Origin of the sequence: Ancylobacter sp. (assembly GCF_965229075.1) — a bacterium.
GTDB lineage: Bacteria > Pseudomonadota > Alphaproteobacteria > Rhizobiales > Xanthobacteraceae > Ancylobacter.
Window position 1 is genome coordinate 1,361,241 of record NZ_CBDDIO010000002.1, and the last position, 19,758, is coordinate 1,380,998.

20 protein-coding genes and 2 tRNA genes are annotated in these 19,758 nt (G+C 68.8%); 8 read left to right on the plus strand and 14 right to left on the minus strand.

The features are described 5' to 3' along the window. Positions 1-10: 10 nt before the first annotated feature. From holA to leuS, 3 genes are read right to left on the minus strand one after another with little or no spacing between them, the layout of a single operon-like run. Positions 11-1,036: a DNA polymerase III subunit delta gene (holA, locus tag ACO07Z_RS12460; protein ID WP_421699008.1), complete on the minus strand. Its 1,026-nt coding sequence runs from the start codon at positions 1,034-1,036 to the stop codon at positions 11-13. 3 nt (positions 1,037-1,039) lie between these two features. Next, a complete protein-coding gene (locus ACO07Z_RS12465; protein ID WP_421699009.1) occupies positions 1,040-1,654 on the minus strand; it encodes a hypothetical protein in 615 nt (204 codons plus the stop codon). A gap of 13 nt (positions 1,655-1,667) precedes the next feature. After that, a complete protein-coding gene (gene leuS / locus ACO07Z_RS12470; protein WP_421699010.1) occupies positions 1,668-4,301 on the minus strand; it encodes a leucine--tRNA ligase in 2,634 nt (877 codons plus the stop codon). A gap of 187 nt (positions 4,302-4,488) precedes the next feature. On the opposite strand from leuS, the gene ACO07Z_RS12475 reads away from it, so the two are divergent. After that, on the plus strand, positions 4,489-5,187 hold the full coding sequence (locus tag ACO07Z_RS12475; protein ID WP_421699011.1) for a YggS family pyridoxal phosphate-dependent enzyme: 699 nt from the start codon (positions 4,489-4,491) through the stop codon (positions 5,185-5,187). Here ACO07Z_RS12475 and ACO07Z_RS12480 read toward each other — a convergent pair. The 5 genes from ACO07Z_RS12480 to htpX all read right to left on the minus strand — a co-directional run bounded on the left by ACO07Z_RS12480 (position 5,184) and on the right by htpX (position 10,467). Then, the gene (locus ACO07Z_RS12480; RefSeq protein ID WP_421699012.1) at positions 5,184-6,245 is read right to left on the minus strand and encodes an acyltransferase family protein; all 1,062 of its coding nucleotides are present in this window, start codon (positions 6,243-6,245) and stop codon (positions 5,184-5,186) included. The two genes, ACO07Z_RS12475 and ACO07Z_RS12480, sit on opposite strands and share 4 nt — an antisense overlap. A gap of 120 nt (positions 6,246-6,365) precedes the next feature. Continuing rightward, on the minus strand, positions 6,366-7,268 hold the full coding sequence (locus tag ACO07Z_RS12485) for a LysR family transcriptional regulator (RefSeq protein WP_421699013.1): 903 nt from the start codon (positions 7,266-7,268) through the stop codon (positions 6,366-6,368). Positions 7,269-7,287: 19 nt separating this feature from the next. Beyond that, on the minus strand, positions 7,288-8,262 hold the full coding sequence (locus ACO07Z_RS12490) for a YeiH family protein (protein ID WP_421700803.1): 975 nt from the start codon (positions 8,260-8,262) through the stop codon (positions 7,288-7,290). Between the two features lie 980 nt (positions 8,263-9,242). Further along, positions 9,243-9,318 (minus strand) — tRNA-Thr (locus ACO07Z_RS12495). Between the two features lie 153 nt (positions 9,319-9,471). Beyond that, positions 9,472-10,467 (minus strand): zinc metalloprotease HtpX, encoded by a 996-nt coding sequence (gene htpX / locus ACO07Z_RS12500; protein ID WP_421699014.1) that lies wholly within the window; start codon positions 10,465-10,467, stop codon positions 9,472-9,474. A 178-nt stretch (positions 10,468-10,645) separates the two neighbouring features. Between htpX and ACO07Z_RS12505 the strand changes: the two genes are divergently transcribed. After that, a complete protein-coding gene (locus ACO07Z_RS12505) occupies positions 10,646-10,876 on the plus strand; it encodes a DUF1674 domain-containing protein (protein ID WP_421700804.1) in 231 nt (76 codons plus the stop codon). Between the two features lie 11 nt (positions 10,877-10,887). Here the strand turns inward: ACO07Z_RS12505 and arfB are convergent, their stop codons facing one another. From arfB to ACO07Z_RS12520, 3 genes are read right to left on the minus strand one after another with little or no spacing between them, the layout of a single operon-like run. Then, entirely contained in the window at positions 10,888-11,319 is a 432-nt protein-coding gene (arfB, locus tag ACO07Z_RS12510; protein ID WP_421699015.1) for an alternative ribosome rescue aminoacyl-tRNA hydrolase ArfB, read from the minus strand. Beyond that, positions 11,316-11,801: a Crp/Fnr family transcriptional regulator gene (locus tag ACO07Z_RS12515; RefSeq protein ID WP_421699016.1), complete on the minus strand. Its 486-nt coding sequence runs from the start codon at positions 11,799-11,801 to the stop codon at positions 11,316-11,318. Before ACO07Z_RS12515 ends, arfB begins: the two co-directional genes overlap by 4 nt. A gap of 42 nt (positions 11,802-11,843) precedes the next feature. Next, positions 11,844-12,530: a response regulator transcription factor gene (locus ACO07Z_RS12520; RefSeq protein ID WP_018388480.1), complete on the minus strand. Its 687-nt coding sequence runs from the start codon at positions 12,528-12,530 to the stop codon at positions 11,844-11,846. 204 nt (positions 12,531-12,734) lie between these two features. Here ACO07Z_RS12520 and ACO07Z_RS12525 point away from each other — a divergent pair, with 204 nt between their 5' ends. Then, positions 12,735-13,307 carry a L,D-transpeptidase family protein gene (locus ACO07Z_RS12525; RefSeq protein WP_421699017.1) on the plus strand — a complete coding sequence of 191 codons (573 nt, stop codon included), beginning with the start codon at positions 12,735-12,737 and terminating at the stop codon, positions 13,305-13,307. A gap of 60 nt (positions 13,308-13,367) precedes the next feature. On the opposite strand, the gene ACO07Z_RS12530 is transcribed toward ACO07Z_RS12525, so the two are convergent. Then, positions 13,368-13,679 (minus strand): hypothetical protein, encoded by a 312-nt coding sequence (locus ACO07Z_RS12530; RefSeq protein ID WP_421699018.1) that lies wholly within the window; start codon positions 13,677-13,679, stop codon positions 13,368-13,370. 180 nt (positions 13,680-13,859) lie between these two features. On the opposite strand from ACO07Z_RS12530, the gene ACO07Z_RS12535 reads away from it, so the two are divergent. From ACO07Z_RS12535 to ACO07Z_RS12545, 3 genes are all read left to right on the plus strand, one after another. After that, a complete protein-coding gene (locus tag ACO07Z_RS12535) occupies positions 13,860-14,177 on the plus strand; it encodes a hypothetical protein (RefSeq protein ID WP_421699019.1) in 318 nt (105 codons plus the stop codon). 44 nt (positions 14,178-14,221) lie between these two features. Continuing rightward, positions 14,222-14,701, plus strand: a complete 480-nt coding sequence (locus ACO07Z_RS12540; RefSeq protein ID WP_421699020.1) for a hypothetical protein — start codon at positions 14,222-14,224, stop codon at positions 14,699-14,701. Between the two features lie 97 nt (positions 14,702-14,798). After that, a tRNA-Leu gene (locus ACO07Z_RS12545) sits at positions 14,799-14,885 on the plus strand. 70 nt (positions 14,886-14,955) lie between these two features. Here the strand turns inward: ACO07Z_RS12545 and cysN are convergent. Both cysN and cysD read right to left on the minus strand, forming a co-directional pair. Continuing rightward, positions 14,956-16,851, minus strand: a complete 1,896-nt coding sequence (gene cysN / locus ACO07Z_RS12550) for a sulfate adenylyltransferase subunit CysN (protein WP_421699021.1) — start codon at positions 16,849-16,851, stop codon at positions 14,956-14,958. Further along, entirely contained in the window at positions 16,851-17,744 is an 894-nt protein-coding gene (gene cysD, locus ACO07Z_RS12555; RefSeq protein WP_421699022.1) for a sulfate adenylyltransferase subunit CysD, read from the minus strand. Before cysD ends, cysN begins: the two co-directional genes overlap by 1 nt. Positions 17,745-18,190: 446 nt before the next feature. On the opposite strand from cysD, the gene ACO07Z_RS12560 reads away from it, so the two are divergent. Together ACO07Z_RS12560 and ACO07Z_RS12565 are read left to right on the plus strand one after the other, a co-directional pair. Then, a complete protein-coding gene (locus ACO07Z_RS12560) occupies positions 18,191-18,685 on the plus strand; it encodes an RNA polymerase sigma factor (RefSeq protein ID WP_421700805.1) in 495 nt (164 codons plus the stop codon). Positions 18,686-18,770: 85 nt separating this feature from the next. Beyond that, positions 18,771-19,745 (plus strand): FecR family protein, encoded by a 975-nt coding sequence (locus ACO07Z_RS12565; RefSeq protein WP_421699023.1) that lies wholly within the window; start codon positions 18,771-18,773, stop codon positions 19,743-19,745. Positions 19,746-19,758 lie beyond the last annotated feature (13 nt).

Sequence of the window (19,758 nt, forward strand, 5' to 3'; positions counted from 1 at the left end):
GCGCGCCGTCTCAGCCGCGCCGGGCCTGCGCCGCCACCTGCAGCAGCGCCCGCTCGGCGATGGCTGGGCCGAGCGCGGCATTGCGGCGGGCGGCGAGCAGCGCGTCGTCCAGCGCGAACAGCGCCGTCTCCAGCCGGGTGACGGTCCAGCTGCGCAGCGCCTTCTCGATGAAGGGCTTGCGGCGGAAATGGATCGCCGGCCGCGCGCCTTCCACCGCGCGCTCGACGCTGCCGCCGGCCTCGATGGCGAGACGCATCTGGTGCAGCGCCTGCGCCGTGCGGCACACCGCCCCCAGCACGATATCCGCCCGCATGCCTTCGCCGGTGGCCTTGGCGAAGGCGCTCGCCATGTCGGCGGGCTGGCCGGCAAAGGTGGCATCGGCGATCTCGTCGAGCGCGAGACTGGACGCGTCGCCGACAATGGCGCGCACATGCGCGCTGGTGATGCGCGGTTCGCCGGCGGCGTAAAGCAGCAGCTTGGCGATCTCGCCGCGCGAGGCCATGCGGTCGCCGCCGAGCAGGGCCATCAATTCGCCGCGTGCGTCGCGGTCGAGCTGGGTGCCGGCCTCGGCCATCATGGTGTCGATCAGCCGGCTAAGGTCGCGCTCGCTATCGGCATAGCAGGCGATGGCGAGCGCGTGCGGCGAGGCTTCGCACAGCGCCCGCAAGCCCTGGCCGCGCTTGAGATCGCCGGCCTCGATGACGACGATCGCCTGTTCCGGCGGCTGGGCCAGCAGCGCTTCCACCGCCGGCACCACATTGCGCGACCCGACGCGCAGGGAGACCACGCGGCGGCCGCCGAACAGCGCCACCGTGCCGGCCTCGTCGACCAGCCGTCCGGGATCACCGGAAATCTCGTCGCCGTCGAGCCGGATCAGGCCGAAAGGATCGTCGGAACCGGTGCTGGCGCGGGCGAGATAGGCCTTGGCGCGCTCGCGCACCAGGCCGCTATCCGGGCCGAACAGCAGCAGCACCGGGCGCAACGGGTCGAGGCGGCTCAGCGTCGCCTCGACATCGCCCGGCCGTACGGCGACCATACCTCAGCTCTTCGGCGCGGCGGTCGCGGGCGCTTCGGTGAGCGGCGCGGTCGTCACCGGGGCGGTAGTGCCCGGGGCGGCTGACTTCGGACCGCCGGTGACGAAATAGGAGGCGAGCTGGCTCCGGATCGATTCGGCGGCGACCATGGCCGAGCGGTTCTCGGCGTCGCGAATGGCGCGGGCGCGGGCGAAACGCTGATAGCCGCTGTCCAGCGAGGCCTTGCCGCTGGCCTTGCCGGTGCGCAGCGGCGTCTTGAGGTTGCCGGCGTCGAACAGCTTCCAGGAGACATCCACCGAGACGATTTCCACTTCCGGCAGGCCGGTGAGCGGGCTGACGACGGAGGCCTGGTTGGTCTTGCTCGCCACGTCGAGGAACAGCTTGTAAGGCGCGCCCACCGGATTGCCGGCGCCGCCGGTCAGGGCGAAGATCAGGTCATTGCGCACCTCGTCGGCGACGCGGCCCTGCGCGAACACCACTTCCACCTGGCTGAAGCTTTCCTGCAGCGACGAGCCCTGGCCGGGCGTGGTCTCCGCATACATGGGCTGGAAACAGCCCGCCGTGGAAAGGGCGAGCAGTCCCGCCCCGGCGAGACCGAGCAGGCGGCGGCGTGAGGGCATCGTGTTCCTCCGGTCAGGCGACGACATTCACAATCCTTTGCGGCACGACGATGATACGCTTCGGGGCGCGTCCGTCGAGGGCCTGCGCGATCAGGTCGAGGGCGAGCACCGCCTTCTCCACCTCGGCGGGGCTGGCCTCCTTCGGCACCACGATCTCGCCGCGCCGCTTGCCGTTGATCTGAATCGGCAGCGTAACGGTGTCGTCCACCAGCAGCGCGGCCTCCACCTCGGGCCAGTGCGCCTGCGCCATCAGCCCGGCGCCGTTCAGCACCTGCCCGCATTCCTCGGCGAGATGCGGCACCATCGGCGCCACAACGGAAACGAGGAAGCCCGCCGCCTCGCGCAGGGCGAAGGCGAGGTCGGGCGCCAGCGCGCCGGCCTCCGCCGTCTTGCGCGCGCCCGTCAGCGCGTCGCCGAACACATTGGCGAAGGCGTGCACGCGCGCCACCGCCACGTTGAAGCGCAGCCGCTCGATATCCTCGGCCACCTGCGCCGCCAGCTTGTGCGAGGCGCGGCGCAGCGCGAGAGATTCGGCCCCGAAATCATCCGGCCGCGCCACCACGCCCGGCACCAGGGCGGCGGTGTCGCCGACGAGGCGCCACACGCGCTGCACGAAGCGCCAGGCGCCCTCGATGCCCTTGTCCGTCCATTCGCTGTCGCGCTCGGGCGGGGTGTCGGAGAGCATGAACCAGCGGGCGCTGTCGACGCCATAGGTGTCGGCCACCACTTCCGGCGGCACGACATTCTTCTTCGACTTCGACATCTTCTCCGGCGCGCCGACGGTCACCTTCTCGCCGGTGCCCACCTTCACCGGCTGGCCGGCGGCGTCGCGTTCCACCTCTTCGGGGAACAGCCAACGGCCTTCCGCGTCCTTATAGGTCTCGTGGACGATCATGCCCTGCGTGAACAGGCCGGCGAAGGGCTCGGCCACCGAGAGGCGGTCGAGCTTCTTCAGCGTGCGGATGAAGAAGCGGGAATAGAGCAGGTGCAGAATCGCGTGCTCGATGCCGCCAATATACTGGTCCACCGGAAGCCACTGGTCGGCGGCGCCCTTTTGCAGCGGCGCGGTGCCGGGCTCGGCGGCGAAGCGGGCGAAGTACCAGGAGGAATCGACGAACGTGTCCATCGTGTCGGTTTCGCGCCGGGCCGGCGCGCCGCAGCTCGGGCAGTTCACATGCTTCCAGCTGGGGTGGCGGTCCAGCGGGTTGCCGGGCTGGTCGAAGGACACGTCCTCCGGCAGCTTCACGGGAAGCTGGTCGTCCGGCACCGGCACCGGGCCGCAGGCGTCGCAATGGATGATCGGGATCGGGCAGCCCCAATAGCGCTGGCGCGAAATGCCCCAGTCGCGCAGGCGGTAATTCACCGCCCGCTCGCCGACGGGCGCGTTGCCGAGAATCTCGTTCTCCAGCCGCAGCGCCACCTTCTCCTTCGCCGCCGGCACGGTGAGGCCGTCGAGGAAGCCGGAATTGAACAGCACGCCCTCGCCCTCATAGGGCGCCTCCGCCACCGAGAAGGCCGCAGGGTCGACATCGGGCGGCAGCACCACCGGGGTGATCGGCAGGGCGTATTTGCGGGCGAAGTCATGGTCGCGCTGGTCATGTGCCGGGCAGCCGAAAATGGCGCCGGTGCCGTATTCCATCAGCACGAAATTGGCGACATAGACCGGCAGATCCGGCCCGCCCAAGGGGTGGCGCACCTTCAGCCCGGTGTCGAAGCCCATCTTCTCCTGGGTCTCGATCTCGGCGGTGGAGGTGCCGCCGCGCCGGCATTCCTCGACGAAGCTCGCCAGCGCCGGGTTGCCGGCGGCGAGGGTCTCGGTCACGGGGTGGCCGGGGGAAAGGGCGAGGAAGGCGGCGCCGAACAGCGTGTCCGGCCGGGTGGTGTAGACCTTGATCTCGGCCGGCAGGCTTTCGGGCCGCCCCGCCGGCGCGTCGGCCAGCGCGAAGCGCACATGCAGCCCTTCCGAGCGGCCGATCCAGTTGCGCTGCATCAGCCGCACCTTGTCGGGCCAGCGCTCCAGCGTGTCGAGCCCGGCGAGCAGTTCCTCGGAGGCGTCGGAAATGCGGAAGAACCACTGCGCCAGCTTGCGCCGTTCCACCAGCGCGCCGGACCGCCAGCCGCGCCCGTCGATCACCTGCTCATTGGCGAGCACGGTGTTGTCGACCGGGTCCCAGTTCACCTCGCTCTCACGGCGGTAGACGAAGCCGCCTTTGAGGAAATCGAGGAAGATGCGCTGCTGCTCGCCATAATAGGAGGGATCGCAGGTGGCGATCTCGCGCGACCAGTCGAGCGACAGGCCGAGCAGCTTCAGCTGCTCGCGCATGGTGGCGATGTTCTCGTAGGTCCACTTGCCCGGATGCGTCTTGCGCTCGATCGCGGCGTTCTCCGCCGGCAGGCCGAACGCGTCCCAGCCCATGGGGTGGAGCACGTTGAAGCCCTTCATGCGCTTGAAGCGCGCCACCACGTCGCCCATCACATAGTTGCGGCCATGGCCGATATGGATGCGCCCCGAGGGGTAGGGGAACATTTCGAGCACATAGTATTTGGGACGCGGATCGTCGTTGCGGGTGCGGTAGATTCCGCGTTCGTCCCAGATCTTCTGCCAGCGGGGCTCGGCCTCGCGGGCGTTGTAGCGCTCGGTGCTCATGGACAGGCTTCTTGGATAGGCGGACGTCGACTAAGGAGCCGCAAGGGTTCAGGTAATGGCGCCGGACTAGGCACCAAGTCGCGTTCCCGGTCAACCTTTCGCTGCGCTGCGGCGTTTTCCGCGAGGCCCGCGTTTGCGCGCGGGCGCGATTGGCGTATCTGGTCGAAGCCCGAAGCAGGAGAGCGCCATGGACCCCATCCGCGACGAGACCGCTGCCGCGAACGCGATCACCGCCCGGCTGGACGAGGTGCGCGCCCGCATCGCCCAGGCCTGCGAGGACGCCGGGCGCGATCCCGCCGCGGTGCAGCTGATCGCGGTGTCGAAGACCTTCGGGCCGGAAGACATCGCCCCCGTCATCGCCGCCGGCCAGCGGCGCTTCGGCGAGAACCGGGTGCAGGAGACGGCGGGGAAATGGCCGGCGCTGCGCGCGGCCCATCCCGATCTCGAACTCCATCTCATCGGCCCGCTGCAAACCAACAAGGTGCGCGAGGCGCTCAGCCTCTTCGACGTGATCCAGACGCTCGACCGGCCCTCGCTCGCCGCCGCCCTCGCCAAGGAACTGAAGCGCGAAGGCGCCCCGTCGGCGCCGCGCCTGCTGGTGCAGGTCAATACTGGCGAGGAGCCGCAAAAGGCCGGCGTCGCCCCGCACGAGGTCGACGCCTTCCTCGCCGAATGCCGCGACGTGCATGGGCTGGCGATCGAGGGGCTGATGTGCATTCCCCCGGCCGACGAGCCGGCGGCGCCGCATTTCGCCCTGCTGGCGAAGATCGCCGCGCGCCATGGGCTCACGACCCTCTCCATGGGCATGAGCGGCGATTACGAGACCGCCATCACGCTCGGCGCCACCCATGTGCGGGTCGGCAGCGCCATTTTCGGCCACCGCTAGAAGCTGGCCGCAGGCGCAGGGCGAGGGCGCACCAGCGCCCGCCCCAGCGCGATGCCGGGCGTCTCCACATAGGTGAAACTCAGCCAGGCGAGCGGCACCGTGAGCCCGCAGACGGCGATGATGAAGCCGTAGCCCTCGGCATAGGGGGCTACCAGCACCATGACGATCGGGTGCAGCAGATAGAGCGAGAAGCTGATCCGGCCGAGAAACAGCAGCGCCCGCGCCGGCCACCCCTGCGGCGTCGCCACCCCGGACAGGGCGGCGAAGAACAGCAGCGAGGCCAGCAGCCACGGCACCAGCGCGTGGTGCAGCCTGATCGACGGGTGGGTGAAATAGCCGAACGCCACGCCGTTCGCGATCAGCATCAGCAGCACGAAGGCGGCCGCCGAGCCCACCACCTGCCCGCGGGAAATCTCGCCTTCGGCATGGCGATAGACCTGCATGCCGACCACGGCCGCGTACAGCATGCCGATCCGCCCGAAGGGCAGCCGCACCCCTGACAGCAGCGAGAACACGATCAGCGCGGCGAGCCCGAGCGGAAAGGCCAGCGCCAGCAGCCCTAGCCCGCGCCGACCGAGCGTGAAGACGCACAGCCCGAACAGCCCGTACCAGGCGAATTCGATGGGCAGCGTCCAGGTGACGCCGAGCAGGCCGGGCACGCCGACGAAATCCTGCAGCAGCAGCAGGTTGATCAGCCAGACATAGGCGGAATCGGAGATTCCGGGCAGCGCCGGGATGGCGCCGAGCGCCATCAGCCCGGCCAGCAGGGCGAAGGCGAACAAGGTGAGCGGGTAGATGCGCAGCAGCCGCCGCAGCGCGAAATCCTGCCAGCGCGGCGCGCCGCGCAGCGAGAGCGGAATGACGAAGCCGCTGATGAGGAAGAACAGCACCACGCCGAACACGCCGGGCGCGGCTTCCAGCAGAGGCCACAGCTCCGCCCGGCCGGAGGATTCCGCCACATGCTGCAGCACCACGGCGCTGGCCGCGAGGCCGCGCAGCATGTCGACCACGCCGATGCGCCGCTGGTGCCGGCCCGCGGCCGTCGTTTCGCGCTCCACCCTGCGCCGCCCCTCTGTCCCACCCGCTGTCCGCGCCAGTGTGGCGGCCTCTGGGGTCCGGCGCCACGCCGAAACGCGGGGAAGGCCGAGTTTCCACCGCGCGATGGCTCGGCCCACGCCTCAGCCCTGCGTGACGGCGGCCCGGTCCTCCCCGGCCAGCGCGAGAAAGGCCTGCGCCGCCTTGGTGGTGTAGCGCTCGCGGTGGCGCAGCGAGAGAAAGGGGCGGGCGGGCAGGGGATAGTCGATCAGCGCCATGGTGCCGGCGCGGATGGCGCCGTCCACCACCCGGCGCGAGATCACCGTCACCCCGCTGCCGGCCTCCACCGCCGCCCGCACCGCCTCGTTGGAGGGATAGTCGAGCACGACCCGCAGGCTGGCGGGCGCGATCCCCGCCGCGTCGAGATAGGCTTCCAGCATGGCGCGGGTGCCCGATCCCGGCTCGCGCAGCACCCAGGGGCCGTCGATGAGCTCGGCCGGGGCGCGCGGCGGGCGCCAGTGCCAGGGGTGCGTCACCGGCGCCACCAGCACCATTTCGTCCTGCGCCACGGCGGCGGTGGCCAGCACCGGGGTCTCGATGCCGCCCTCGATGAAGCCGAGATCGGCGGCCCCTTCCTGCACCAGGGCGGCGACGAAATCGGTGTTGCCGATGGCAAGGCTGACGGAAACGCCGGGATAGCGGCGGCGATAGGCCTCGATCAGCGGTGGCAGCCAGTAATTGGCCACGGTCTGGCTGCCCGCCAGTGCCAGCGTGCCCTGCACCAGCCCGGCGAGGTCGGCCAGCACCTTCTCGGCGGCACTGGCGCGGGCCAGCACGGCGCGGGCCTCGGGCAGGAACAGCCGCCCGGCTTCGGTGAGCACGATGCCGCGCCCCACCCGATCGAACAGCTTGGTGGCGTGGCGCGCCTCCAGTGCCGCGATCGCCGCGCTGGTGGCGGAAGGGGTAAGGTGGATGTCCCGCGCGGCCTGCGTGATGTGCTCACGCTCCGCCACGGCGACGAAGATGCGCAGCTGTTCCAGGGTCATCCACCATCCTCGGCCTCGCTCAGGCGGTCATCTTTACCAGAGCGAGGCTGAACAGGGCGATGAAGACGAAGGCGGCGAGGCCGAGCAGGAAGGGGCGCACGCCCTTGGCGCGCAGCTTGGCGATGTCGGTCTCCAGCCCCATCGCCGCCAGCGCCATGGAGAGCATGAAGGTGGTGGCCAGCACCAGCGCCGCCTTCATCTCGGCCGGCATCGTCACCACGCTGTTGAGCGCCACCATGGCCAGAAACCCGAGAACGAACCATGGCATGGGCGGGCGGGCGCGGCCGGCATCCTCGCCGCGGCCCCGGGCCTGGCGCGCCGCCATCAGCCCGAGGGCGATCACCATCGGCGCCAGCAGCATCACCCGCGACAGCTTGGCAATGGTGCCGAACTCGCCCGCCGCCGGCCCGCCCTGATAGGCGGCGGCCACTACCTGGGCGATTTCGTGGATCGAGGCGCCGGCCCACAGCCCATAGGCGTGCGGGGAAAGGCCGAGCACCACGGGGAGCAGAGGATAGAGGAACATCGCCACCGAGCCGAACACGGTGACGCAGGCCACCGCATAGGCGACATCCTCGTCAGGAGCGCGCGTCACCGTGTTGGTGGCGATCACCGCCGAGGCGCCGCAGATGGAAGTGCCGGCGGCGATCAGCTGGGCGAGGCCGCGCTCCACCCCCATCAGCCGGCCGAGCCATGTGGTGAACAGGAAGGTGGAAACGAGGGTGAGGGCGATCACCGCGAGGCCGGTGGCGCCCACTTCCGCCACCTGCGCGGCGGTGAGCTGCAGCCCCAGCAGCACGATGGCCGCGCGCAGGATGCGCCGCATGGCGAAGGTGACGCCCGGCTTCGCCCGCGCCGGCGTGCCGATGAGGTTGTGAAAGCCGATGCCGATCATGATGGCGAGGATCATCGGGCTCAGCACCCCGACCATGGGCAGCTGGCGCAGCGCAAAGCCGAGGCCGGCAATGCCAGCCGTCAGCACCAAGCCGGGCAGCAGCGCGGCGGGTGCAATCTTCGCGGCGGGGGATTTTGAGGCGAGGGCCTTGGCGGTGCGGGCCTTGGCCTGGATCGTCCCGGCATGGACCTTGGCGGTGCGGGTGCCCTCGGCCATTTCGACATGCGCGACCATGATGCGTCTCCCCTTGCGGCATCACCTTCGTCGCAGGAGATGATCGTTCGATCCAGCGCATTATATCGCACAAATCATCCGATAAGATTGGATGATTGTAGGCGTCGCGGTCGTCACCCCGTGAGCTCCGAAAATCAGGCGTGGCACTCACCATCGGCAGCGAGGAACATCTGGGGCGCAGCCGATATCCGGCGAGGCGCAGTCCGTCCTCCGCGCTGCCCCGCGACGTGCCTCTCCCCGTCGGGGAGAGGTGGCCCGCGAAGCGGGTCGGCGAGGGGACGCTGGGGCGGAAGGCAAGCGCCCCTCACCCCAACCCTCTCCCCCATGGGGAGAGGGCGAAGGACGCCGACTGCCATGAGCGCGTGGGGGTGTCGAAGCGCGCCCCGTTTTGCTGACGCCTGCAGCGGCAGCGGAAGGCGATCCGGCACCCAGCTCCAAGCTCTTTGGCACTTTACCAGCGGGGTGGTGTGCAGCCCGCGGCTGGTCTGGAGCCCTCATGGCCGGGCTTGACCCGGCCACCCAGCCTTTCCCGCGCACATGCGGAAACGCTGGGTCCTCGGGTCAAGCCCGGGGATGAGGGCGCGGGTGGTGCGCAGGGCGCTCCCGGTCCTTCTGGCCGGGGGAGGATCCGTATCGAGCGACGGGGAAGCGCTCCCGGCTCATCCTGACAACCTAACGCCCCCTCATGGCCGGGCTTGACCCGGCCACCCAGACTTTTCCCGCGCACCAGCGAAAACGCTGGGTCCCCGGGTCACGCCCGGGGATGAGGGTACGCGGGAGCGCGGAGCGAATGACTGAAATGGGGAAGGGGGTGCCGCCGGGCTCTCAAAGCCGGGGCGGAGGAATGGTGCCGCTTGTCAGACTCGAACTGACGACCTCCGCATTACGAATGCGATGCTCTACCAACTGAGCTAAAGCGGCACGCGCGGCTCTGATAGCGGCGAAGCGCGGCTTTTTCAAGCGTCACGGCGGCAATGCGAGCGGGATGCGCGCGCGATCAACGCGCGGGGCCGGGAAACGGGGAGGGGGCGATGCCCGCCCGGCACCCCGCGACGGCAGAATGCGCCCGCAGTCTCAGCCCCAAGGGCCGCGCCGGTCGTCGCCGCCGCGCCGGCCCCAGGGATTGCCGGTCGGGCGGGTGGCCGGTCGCGAAGCCCCACGGCCCGCCCACGGTCCGCCCTGCGGGGCCGAAGCGGCGGCGTTGTCATAGCCATAACCGCCCGACCCCATCTGCTGCGCCAGCGCCTGCAGCGCGGCGATGCGGTTCTCCGTGGCGGGGTGGGTGGAGAACAAATTGTCCATCCGCTCGCCCGATAGCGGGTTGATGATGAACATATGCGCGGTGGCCGGGTTGTGTTCGGCCGGCATGTTCGGCACCGCATGCGCGGCATTGGAAATCTTCGCCAGCGCCGAGGCGAGCCACATCGGCTGGCCGCAAATCTGCGCGCCGAGCTTGTCCGCCTCATATTCGCGCGAACGCGACACCGCCATCTGCACCACCATGGCGGCGAGCGGAGCGAGGATCACCATGGCGATGGTGCCGAGTATGCCGAAGCCGTTATTGTTGTTGCGGTTGCCGCCGAAGAACATGGCGAAATTCGCCAGCATGGAAATGGCGCCGGCCAGCGTGGCGGTGATGGTCATGGTCAGCGTGTCGTAATTCTTCACATGCGCCAGCTCATGCGCCATCACCCCGGCCACCTCCTCGCGCGAGAGCGAATGGAGCAGGCCCGTCGTAGCGGCCACCGCCGCGTTTTGCGGGTTGCGGCCGGTGGCGAAGGCGTTGGGCTGGGGATTGTCCATGAGGTAGACGCGCGGCATGGGCAGCTGCGCCCGTGCCGCCAGCTCCTCCACCATGCCGTAGAATTCCGGCGCGCTGGCCCGGTCGACCTCGCGGGCGCCGTACATGGACAGCACCATGCGGTCGGAATTCCAGTAGCTGAACACATTCATGCCGGCGGCGACCAGCAGCGCGATCATCATGCCGCCCTGACCGCCGATCATGAAGCCGACGCCCATGAACAGCGCGGTCATGCCCGCGAGCAGGATGGCCGTACGGAAATAATTCATCGTTCCCTCATGCGCCGCAGGTTGCGGCATGTCGCTGGGGAAATGGGAGCGGCCCGCCCCGCGCGCAAGATTGGCGAGTGCGCCGGCGCGTCGCGCGCTCGTGAGTGACACCGTCTTGACGCCGGCTCGCGGCGAGTGGTTCCAATGGCGCATGAGCCAGAGCGATCCCACCGCACCGATCGGTCCCACACTCCACCTCACCGCACTCACTGGTCAGGCCACCGAGAGCGCGGCGCCCGCCCCGCGCCGCCCGCTCACCCCTGCCGCCGAGCGGGCGCTGGCCGAGGCCGAAGCCCGCCGCGCCGCCGCCGCGCCGGTGGTCGGGCCAAGGGAAATCGACGGCCGCGACGGGCCGGAGCCCGTGCGCTACGGCGATTGGGAAGTGAAGGGAATCGCGACGGATTTCTAGGGGTTAGCCTCTCAATCCTCGTTGCCGCCCGAAGGCCGGTCGCGGCGCAGCGACTTGATACCGGAGCGCTTCGCCTTGCCTTCCAGCCGGCGGATCTTCGAGCCGAGGGTCGGGCGGGTCGGCCGGCGGGTGATCGGCACCACGGCCGCCTCGCGCACCAGCTCCACCAGCCGCGCCAGCGCATCGGCGCGATTCTGTTCCTGCGTGCGGTAGCGCTGCGCCACGAGAACCAGCACGCCCTCCTTGGTCAGGCGCCGCCCGGCGAGCCGCTCCAGCCGCTCTTTCACGTGGTCCGCCAAGGTCTTGGAGCCGCGCACGTCGAAGCGCAGCTGCACGGCGCTCGACACTTTGTTGACGTTCTGCCCGCCCGGGCCGGAGGCGCGGATGAAGGTTTCCTCGATCTCGTCCTCGTCGAGCCAGACCCGGGGGGCGACCGGAATCATGGCCGCCGCACGTCCTCGATCGCCTCCAGCCGCTCGCGCACGCGTTCGAGATCGGCCAGGGTGGCAGAAACGCGCTCGCTCAGCCGGCGGGTGAGTTCCCGCGCGGCGTCGGGATAGCTTTCCAGCGTGCGCAGGAACATGTTGCGGGGAATGCGCAGCACCTCCGCCGGTTCCAGCGCGGTGGCAGTGGCGGGGCGGCGGGTTTCGGTGAGCAGCGCCATCTCGCCGATCAGCGCGCCTTCGCCGGCGCGGATGCTCTGGCCCGGGCGCATCGCCAGCTGCGGGTCTTCCGGCGCCACCCGCAGGCTGCCCTGCTGCACCACATAGGCGCAATCGGCCGGCTCACCCTCGTGAAACAGCGTCTGCCCGCGCGCCAGCGTGAAATGATCCACGCTGATGGCGATGACGCGCAACGCCTCCCGCCCCATCAATGCGAGCGTCGGCACACGTTCCAGAAAGGCGATGTCGTCCTCGATGGACATTCGGCGGGCGAAACTCCAAGGCCGGACGAATCAATCGGCCAGTCAGGGCAGCAATTTGTACCCGCCAGCCTCGGTGGCAAGCAGGCTGGGGTGGGAGGGGTCTTTTTCGATCTTCTGGCGCAGGCGATATATATGCGTCTCAAGCGTATGGGTCGTCACGCCTGAATTATAGCCCCACACTTCCTGCAGAAGTATTTCGCGCGCCACCGGCTTTTTTCCAGCCCGGTAGAGATAGCGCAGAATGGCTGTTTCCTTCTCGGTGAGACGGATCTTCGAGTTGCGCTCGGTCACCAGCATCTTGGCGCCGGGGCGGAACGTGTACGGCCCGATGGTGAAGACCGCGTCCTCGCTCGCCTCATGCGAGCGCATCTGCGCGCGGATGCGGGCGAGCAGCACGGCGAATCGGAACGGCTTGGCGACATAGTCATTGGCGCCGGCTTCCAGGCCCATGATGGTGTCGCTGTCGGTATCATGGCCGGTCAGCATGATGACCGGCGCCTTGAAGCCGTTCTGGCGCATCACCCGCACCGCCTCGCGCCCGTCCTTGTCCGGCAGGCCGACATCCATCAGCACCAGATCCACCCGCGTCGATTCGACTTCGCTGATCGCGGCCGTGGCGCTGTCGACGGAAACCACCTCGAATTCGTCATAGAGTGAGAGTTGTTCGACCAGCGCCTCACGCAGATCCTTGTCGTCGTCGACCACCAAAACTCGCAGAGCGTTCGCCATATCGCTTTCCCGAATAATCGCGTTCCCGAGAGAGGCCGCTCGTTGAAGCCCTTGTCCCAGGTGCCTCGTGCGTCCACTCTCACGCGAGGTTGGAGTGAAATGCCGTATGCCCCGAGTAGGCAGGCGAAGCGCATTCGGCAAGCGTCGAGGACTCGTGGGACGAAGGTGCTGCCGGTTCGTGACGTGATCGTGAACGGAAATGGCGTGAAGAAGACCCTTCGCACAGAATCACACGGAAAATCCCACAGCCTTTCCCGCCTGCGCGTCGCCGCGCGACCCGGCGGTCCACCCAACGGGCGCCAGCGCGGCTGGCTGCTTGTCGAGGGCCGGCCGGTTCCCGTCGCGCTGGGCCGGTCGGGAATCCGCGCCGACAAGCGCGAGGGCGACGGCGCGACGCCGAAGGGCATCTGGCACGCGCGCGAAGTGCGCTACCGCGCCGATCATGGCCCCCGCCCGGTCACCCGCCTGCCGGTGTTTCGCATCAAGCCCGACGATGGCTGGTGCGACGCGCCGCGCCATGGTCGCTACAACCGACCGGTCAAGCGGCCTTTTCCCACCTCGCATGAGGAGATGTGGCGGGCGGATGGGCTGTATGATCTCGTGGTCGTGCTGGACCATAACAGCCGGCCCCGCCGCGCCCATCGCGGCTCGGCGGTGTTTCTCCATATCGCGCGCGGTGCCTTCGAACCGACGGCGGGCTGTGTCGCCTTTCGCCCGAGCGATCTGCGCCGCCTGCTCGCCCGGCTCGGGCCGCGTACGGAGATCGAGATCGTCTGACCACAAAGGCCGCGACGGGAGTGCCCCCTCGCGGCCTCGATCATCAGCTGCGGTCAAACGCTAGCGGTAGACATACCAGCAGCGGCGCACCGGGCGGCCCCAGCGGTCGCGGCGCACCGCGCACACCCGGCGGCGGCGACGGCGGCGGCGCCAGCCGGGAGGCGGCGGGCCGGGCGGGCCCCATTGAGTCGATTCGATCGGCGTGCCGTCAGGCGCGTGCGCGACCGCCTCCAGGCCCTCTTCTCCCGCAGGGGCGATGTCCCGCAACTGGTTCAGCACCGCCGCCTCGGCCGACGATGTCAACAGCGCGCCCGCGGCGCTACCTGCACCGAGCACGCCGGCCAGGCCGAGTAAAAAACCTCGTCTGTCCATGTCCTTCTCCACTCTTCATGCCCTAGGGCTGCCGACGCCCGACAACGCGGAAAGCGGAGAATGGTTCGCCGGTCGTGGCCGGCACGGCGGCCAGGGCCCCCTCATCGTCGCGCAACGGTGCGGCCTTGCCGCCAGCCGGGCCGCGCGCGATAGTCGAGCGAGCGAATCGCGAGGTCGGACATGAACGTCTTCGGCACCAAATTCCTGGGGTGGATCATCCGGGCGACATTGGCGCTTGCCGTCGCCCTGCCGCTGCTGGCGGTGAGCCCGCCCGCCCATGCCGGCAATTCGACCGGCGCGCTGATCGGCGGGCTTGTCGCCGGCGCTCTGGTCGGCTCGGCCGTCACCGCGGCGGTGAACCAGCCGAAGACCTATTATTACGCGCCGCCGCCGCCGCCCCCGCCGGCCTATTACCCGCCCCCGCCGCCGCGTCCGGTCTATGGCCCGGGCTATTGCGGCGCGCCGCCCTACCCGCCGTGCCGCACGCCGGTCTACTGAGACGCTTCGCTCCGCTCCTTCCGGTCACGCATCAGGGCACTCCCATGCTGAAGACGGCCGCTACCGCGCTCTGCCTGCTCCTCGGTCTCGCCGCCGCGCAGGCGCAGGAGACGCAGGCGCTGGATTCCTCCGGCGCCTCCACCGGGCCCTCCGCCGCCGTACCGCCGCCGGCCCCGGCAGGGGAAACGCTGCCGGCGCCGATCGCTTGCACGTTCGAGAAGGTGTTCGTCTGCACCGCAGCGGGCTGCAATCCCTCGCCGGAGCTGGGCACGATCGATCTGCCGGCGCATTTCCTCATCCATTTCGGCGAGCAGATCATCGCCAGCGTGTCGGACGACAAGGTGCCGCATATCAGCTCGATCCAGAGTGTCATCGGCGATGGCGACACGCTGATTCTCGACGGTAATGACAATATGGCCGCCTGGGCGATCCAGCTGTCGCTCGCCAAGCCCGAGGCGACCCTGACCACGCTCGCCGGCGGCAAGGTGCTGACCTCCTTCGGCACCTGCGCCCCTGCGCAGTGATACGCGCCGATCCTGCGCGGCCACGAGAGCCGGCTGTTGACCGCAGCCGGCTTTTCTCTTGGCGGCGCGCGTCGTTTCGTTATAGACAGCGCTCCGCGCGGGCGTGGCGGAATCGGTAGACGCGGCGGACTCAAAATCCGTTTCTGGTGACAGAGTGTCGGTTCGAGTCCGACCGCCCGCACCAGTTCTTTAAGCACTATCACTTCCGGCCCTGCCGTCCCGCCCCAGCGGGGCGATGACGGCGTCGTGCCGGGTCAGCTGAGATAACCCTGGTCCAGCAGATAGGCGAAGATGCGCTCGGCGGCAGCCTCGGCGGCCAGTGCCCCGCTCTCGATGGTGATCTCGGCGGCGAGCGGTGGCTCATAGGGGCTGTCGATGCCGGTGAAGTTGCGGATCTGTCCGGCCCGCGCCCGCTTGTACAGCCCCTTCACATCGCGCGCTTCCGCCACGTCCAGCGGCGTGTCGACGAAGATTTCGACGAATTCGCCGGCATCCAGCAGCTCGCGCGCCATCTGCCGCTCGGCGCGGAAGGGCGAGATGAAGGAGACGAGCACGATCAGCCCGGCATCCACCATCAGCCGCGACACTTCTGCGACCCGGCGGATGTTCTCCACCCGGTCGGCATCGGTGAAGCCGAGATCCTTGTTCAGCCCGTGGCGGACATTGTCGCCGTCGAGCAGATAGGTGTGCTTGCCGAGCGCGTTGAGGCGCTTCTCGACCAGATTGGCGATGGTCGACTTGCCGGCGCCGGAGAGCCCGGTGAACCACAGCACCGCCGGCTTCTGCAGCTTCAGCCCGGAGCGGCTGGCCTTGGACACATCCAGCGCCTGCCAGTGCACATTGGTCGCCCGCCGCAGGCTGAAATCGACCATGCCGGCGCCGACCGTCTGGTTGGTCATGCGGTCAATGACGATGAAGGCGCCGGTCTGGGGGATTTCCGCGAAGGGGTCGAGCGCGATCGGCTCATGGGTGGCGATATTGACCACCGCGACATCGTTCAGCACCAGCGTCTTGGCGGCCAGCTTCTGGAAGCTGTTCACGTCGATGCGGTGCTTGATCTCGGTCACCGACATGACGACGTTGCGCGTGCCGATCTTCATGACATAGGGGCGGCCGGGCAGCAGCGCGTCCTCATGCATCCAGATCAGATGGGCGGCGAACTGGTCGGAGACCTCCGGCCGCGCCGCCGCCGCCGCGATCACGTCGCCGCGCGAGGCGTCGATCTCGTCTTCCAGTGTCAGCGTCACCGCCTGGCCGGCGCCGGCCTCGGGCAGTTCCCCGTCGGCGGTGACGATGGCGGCGACGCGCGAGGTCGCGCCCGATCCGGCGACCACCACCGCCTCGCCCACCCGCACCGTGCCGGACGCAATGGTGCCGGAGAAGCCGCGGAAGTTCAGGTTCGGCCGGTTTACCCACTGCACCGGCAGGCGGAACGGGCGCGTATGGGCGCCGTCTTCCACTTCCAGCGTGTCGAGATGGTCGAGCAGCGAGGGGCCGTCATACCAGGGCGTGTTGGCGCTGCGGGCGATGACATTGTCACCATGGCGGGCGGAGATCGGGATCGGCACCAGCGTGCGGAAGCCGAACTGCGCGGCGAAGGCACGGTATTCCGCGACGATCTCGTCGAAGACCGCCTGCGAATAGTCCATCAGGTCGATCTTGTTGACCGCCAGCACCACATCCTTCAGTCCCAGCAGCGAGACGATGAAGGAATGCCGCCGCGTCTGGGTGAGGATGCCCTTGCGCGCATCGACGAGAATGACCGCCACGTCGGAATTGGAAGCACCGGTCGCCATGTTGCGGGTGTACTGCTCGTGGCCCGGCGTGTCGGCGACGATGAATTTGCGCTTCTCGGTGGCGAAGAAGCGATAGGCGACATCGATGGTGATGCCCTGTTCGCGCTCGGCCGCCAGCCCGTCGACCAGCAGCGCGAAATCGAGATCCTCGCCGGCGGTGCCATGCTTGCGCGAATCCGAGGCGAGCGTCTCCAGCTGGTCCTCGAACAGCAGCTTGGTGTCGTAGAGCAGCCGGCCGATCAGGGTGGACTTGCCGTCATCCACGCTGCCGCAGGTGAGAAAGCGCAGCAGGCCCTTGTCTTCATGGCGGGCGAGATAGTCGGCGGCGCCGAGGGAGGTGATCGCCTCATTCATCAGAAATAGCCCTCGCGCTTCTTCTTCTCCATCGAGGCGGCCTCGTCATGGTCGATCAGCCGGCCGGCGCGCTCGGAGGTGCGGGCGAGCAGCATCTCGCCGACAATGGCCTCCAGCGTGTCGGCATCGCTCTCGATGGCGGCGGTGAGCGGGTAGCAGCCAAGCGTGCGAAAGCGCACCCGCTTCATCTGCGGCACCTCGCCCGGCGCCAGCGGCAGGCGCTCGTCATCGACCATGATGAGCTGGCCGCCGCGTTCCACCACCGGCCGTTCGGCGGCGAAATAGAGCGGAACGATGGGGATGTTCTCGGCGAGGATGTACTGCCAGATGTCGAGTTCGGTCCAGTTGGACAGCGGGAACACGCGGATCGATTCCCCCGGCCGGACGCGGGCATTGTAGAGGTTCCACAGCTCCGGGCGCTGGCTCTTGGGGTCCCAGCCATGGCTGGCGGTGCGGAAGGAGAACACCCGCTCCTTGGCCCGGCTCTTCTCCTCGTCGCGGCGCGCACCGCCAAAGGCGGCGTCGAAGCCGTGCAACGTCAGCGCCTCCTTCAGCGCTTCGGTCTTCATCACATGGGTATAGAGCGAGGAGCCGTGGTCGAACGGGTTGATGCCGCGCGCGAGCCCGTCCTGGTTGGTGTGGACCAGCAGCTTGAAGCCGAGGCGCTTGGCCATGGCGTCGCGGAAGGCGATCATCTCGCGGAATTTCCACGTCGTGTCGATATGCATCAGCGGGAAGGGCGGGGGCGAGGGATAGAACGCCTTGGCCGCGAGATGCAGCATCACGGCCGAATCCTTGCCGATGGAATAGAGCATCACGGGGTTGGCGAACTCGGCCGCCACCTCCCGCATGATGAAGATGGATTCCGCTTCCAGACGCCTGAGGTGCGTCATCCGTTCCGACGACATCGAATCCGCCTCTCTCTCCTGATCGCCGCCGCTTGTCAGCGCGCGGGTGCGGACGTCCGCGCCACGGCGCCCGGGCAAACCTTGCTCGTCCGCGACCGGGGAGCGTGGCCGGACCGTCTTCGCCGACGGCATCGATCCGTCGTCGGGCAGGCGCCAGCATCAACCTCACGCGAGGCGTTCTTAGAGACGCCGGGGAGGGAGGTCAATATCTCACAGCAGGCGGTCGGTTTCCGTAGATATATACTACGAGACAATGTGTTTAAGAGCGTGGCTCCGCGCCGGGCCGCAACCGACCTGCCGTCACAGCCGCGGACCCGCCGTCCCACCTTAGATGATATCTAAACTATTGATATTGATAGACTATTTATTTTCACGTAAGTGTGAACCCGGATCATCAGCCGCGCCACCACGGTGCATGAGGTTTGGACACGGTGACTGCCGATCTAAAAATCGCGTTCCACACGCATGGGCCGGAGTTACGCAATTATCTCCGGGGCCGGCTTGGCGATGCGCACCTGGCCTCGGACCTCGTGCAGGACACCTTTCTGCGGGTGATCGAGCGGCCGGAAACCCGCATCCAGGATGTCCGTGCCTATCTCTACACCATCGCCCGCAACCTCCTGCTCAATCACCGCAAACAAGAATCCCGCCGCCGCACCGACAGCGTGCCGCATGAATGGCTGGGCGCGGTCGCGGCCGATGCGCCGTCGCCGGAAGACGCCGCCGACGCCACGTTGCAGCTTGAACGCCTGCAACGCTTCATCGGCGAATTGCCGCCGCGCACCCAGCAGATCTTCGTGCTGAATCGTGTCGACGGCCTGACCCAGCCGGAGGTGGCGCGCGCGCTTTCGCTTTCCGAAAGCACGGTGCAGAAGCACCTGGCGCTGGCGATCCAGCACGTGACGCAGCGCCTGCGGGCGCGCTAGATCAGCGGCTCTTTACGGGTTTCGGCCACGCCGGTTGTCCTCATCGCATGAGGCATTGCCGCGCGCGGCTTTCGGGGATGAGGGCGTGAACGAGGATCAATCGTCGGACACCGACCGGCGCGCGGCGCTCTGGGTCGCCCGTCTCGACGGCGGGCCGCTGGATGAGGCCGAGCGCACCGCCTTCCACGCCTGGCTCGACGCTGACCCCGACCATCGCGCCGCGTTCGAGGAGGCGCACAGTGCCTGGCGCAGCCTTGCCGTTCTGCGCCACGACCCCGGTCCATTGCGCGCCGTGCCGCGTCCCCGGCGGCGGGGGAGTCTCGGCAGGGCCGGCATGGCCGGCGCCGTGTTTCTTCTCGCCGCCGGCCTGCTCGCCCTGCGCTTCCAGATCGGCGATCCCTGGATCGCGCTCGCCGCCGACTGGCGCACCGAGCCGGGGCAGACGCGCCAGATCACGCTCGCCGATGGCAGTCTGGTCGATCTCGGGCCGGACAGTGCCATCGCGGTCGACTTCACCGATGAGGAGCGCCGCGTCGTTCTGCTCTCCGGCGAAGCCTTCTTCCAGGCGGCGCCGCGCGCGGGCGGGGAGCGGCGTCCCTTCGTGGTGGCGGCGGCGCAGGGCACCACCACCGCGCTGGGCACCCAGTTTCAGATCGAAGAGTGGGAGACGGGCGCCCGCGTCACCGCGATAGAGCACCGCATCGAAATCGCTCTCGACCTTCCTCAAGACGGCGCGGAGCGCGTCGTGCTCGTGCCGGGCTCGGCGGTGGCCTATAGCGGGACGCTTGGTCTCGGCCCGGTCGGCGCCGCCAATGTCGAGGAAGCGACCGCCTGGCGGCGGGGCCTGCTCGTGTTCGATTCGGTGCCTCTGGAAGACGTGGTGCGCCGGCTGAACCGCTACCGGCGCGGGCGCATCGTCATCGCCGATCCCCGGCTCGCCCAGCGCAAGGTCAGCGGCGTGTTCGCGAGCGGAAATCTCGACGATGTGATCCGCACCATCACGGCGGAACTCGGCGCCCGCGCCTCCTCCCTGCCACCGCTGGTGACCGTGCTGTACTGAGGTCGCGGTTTTT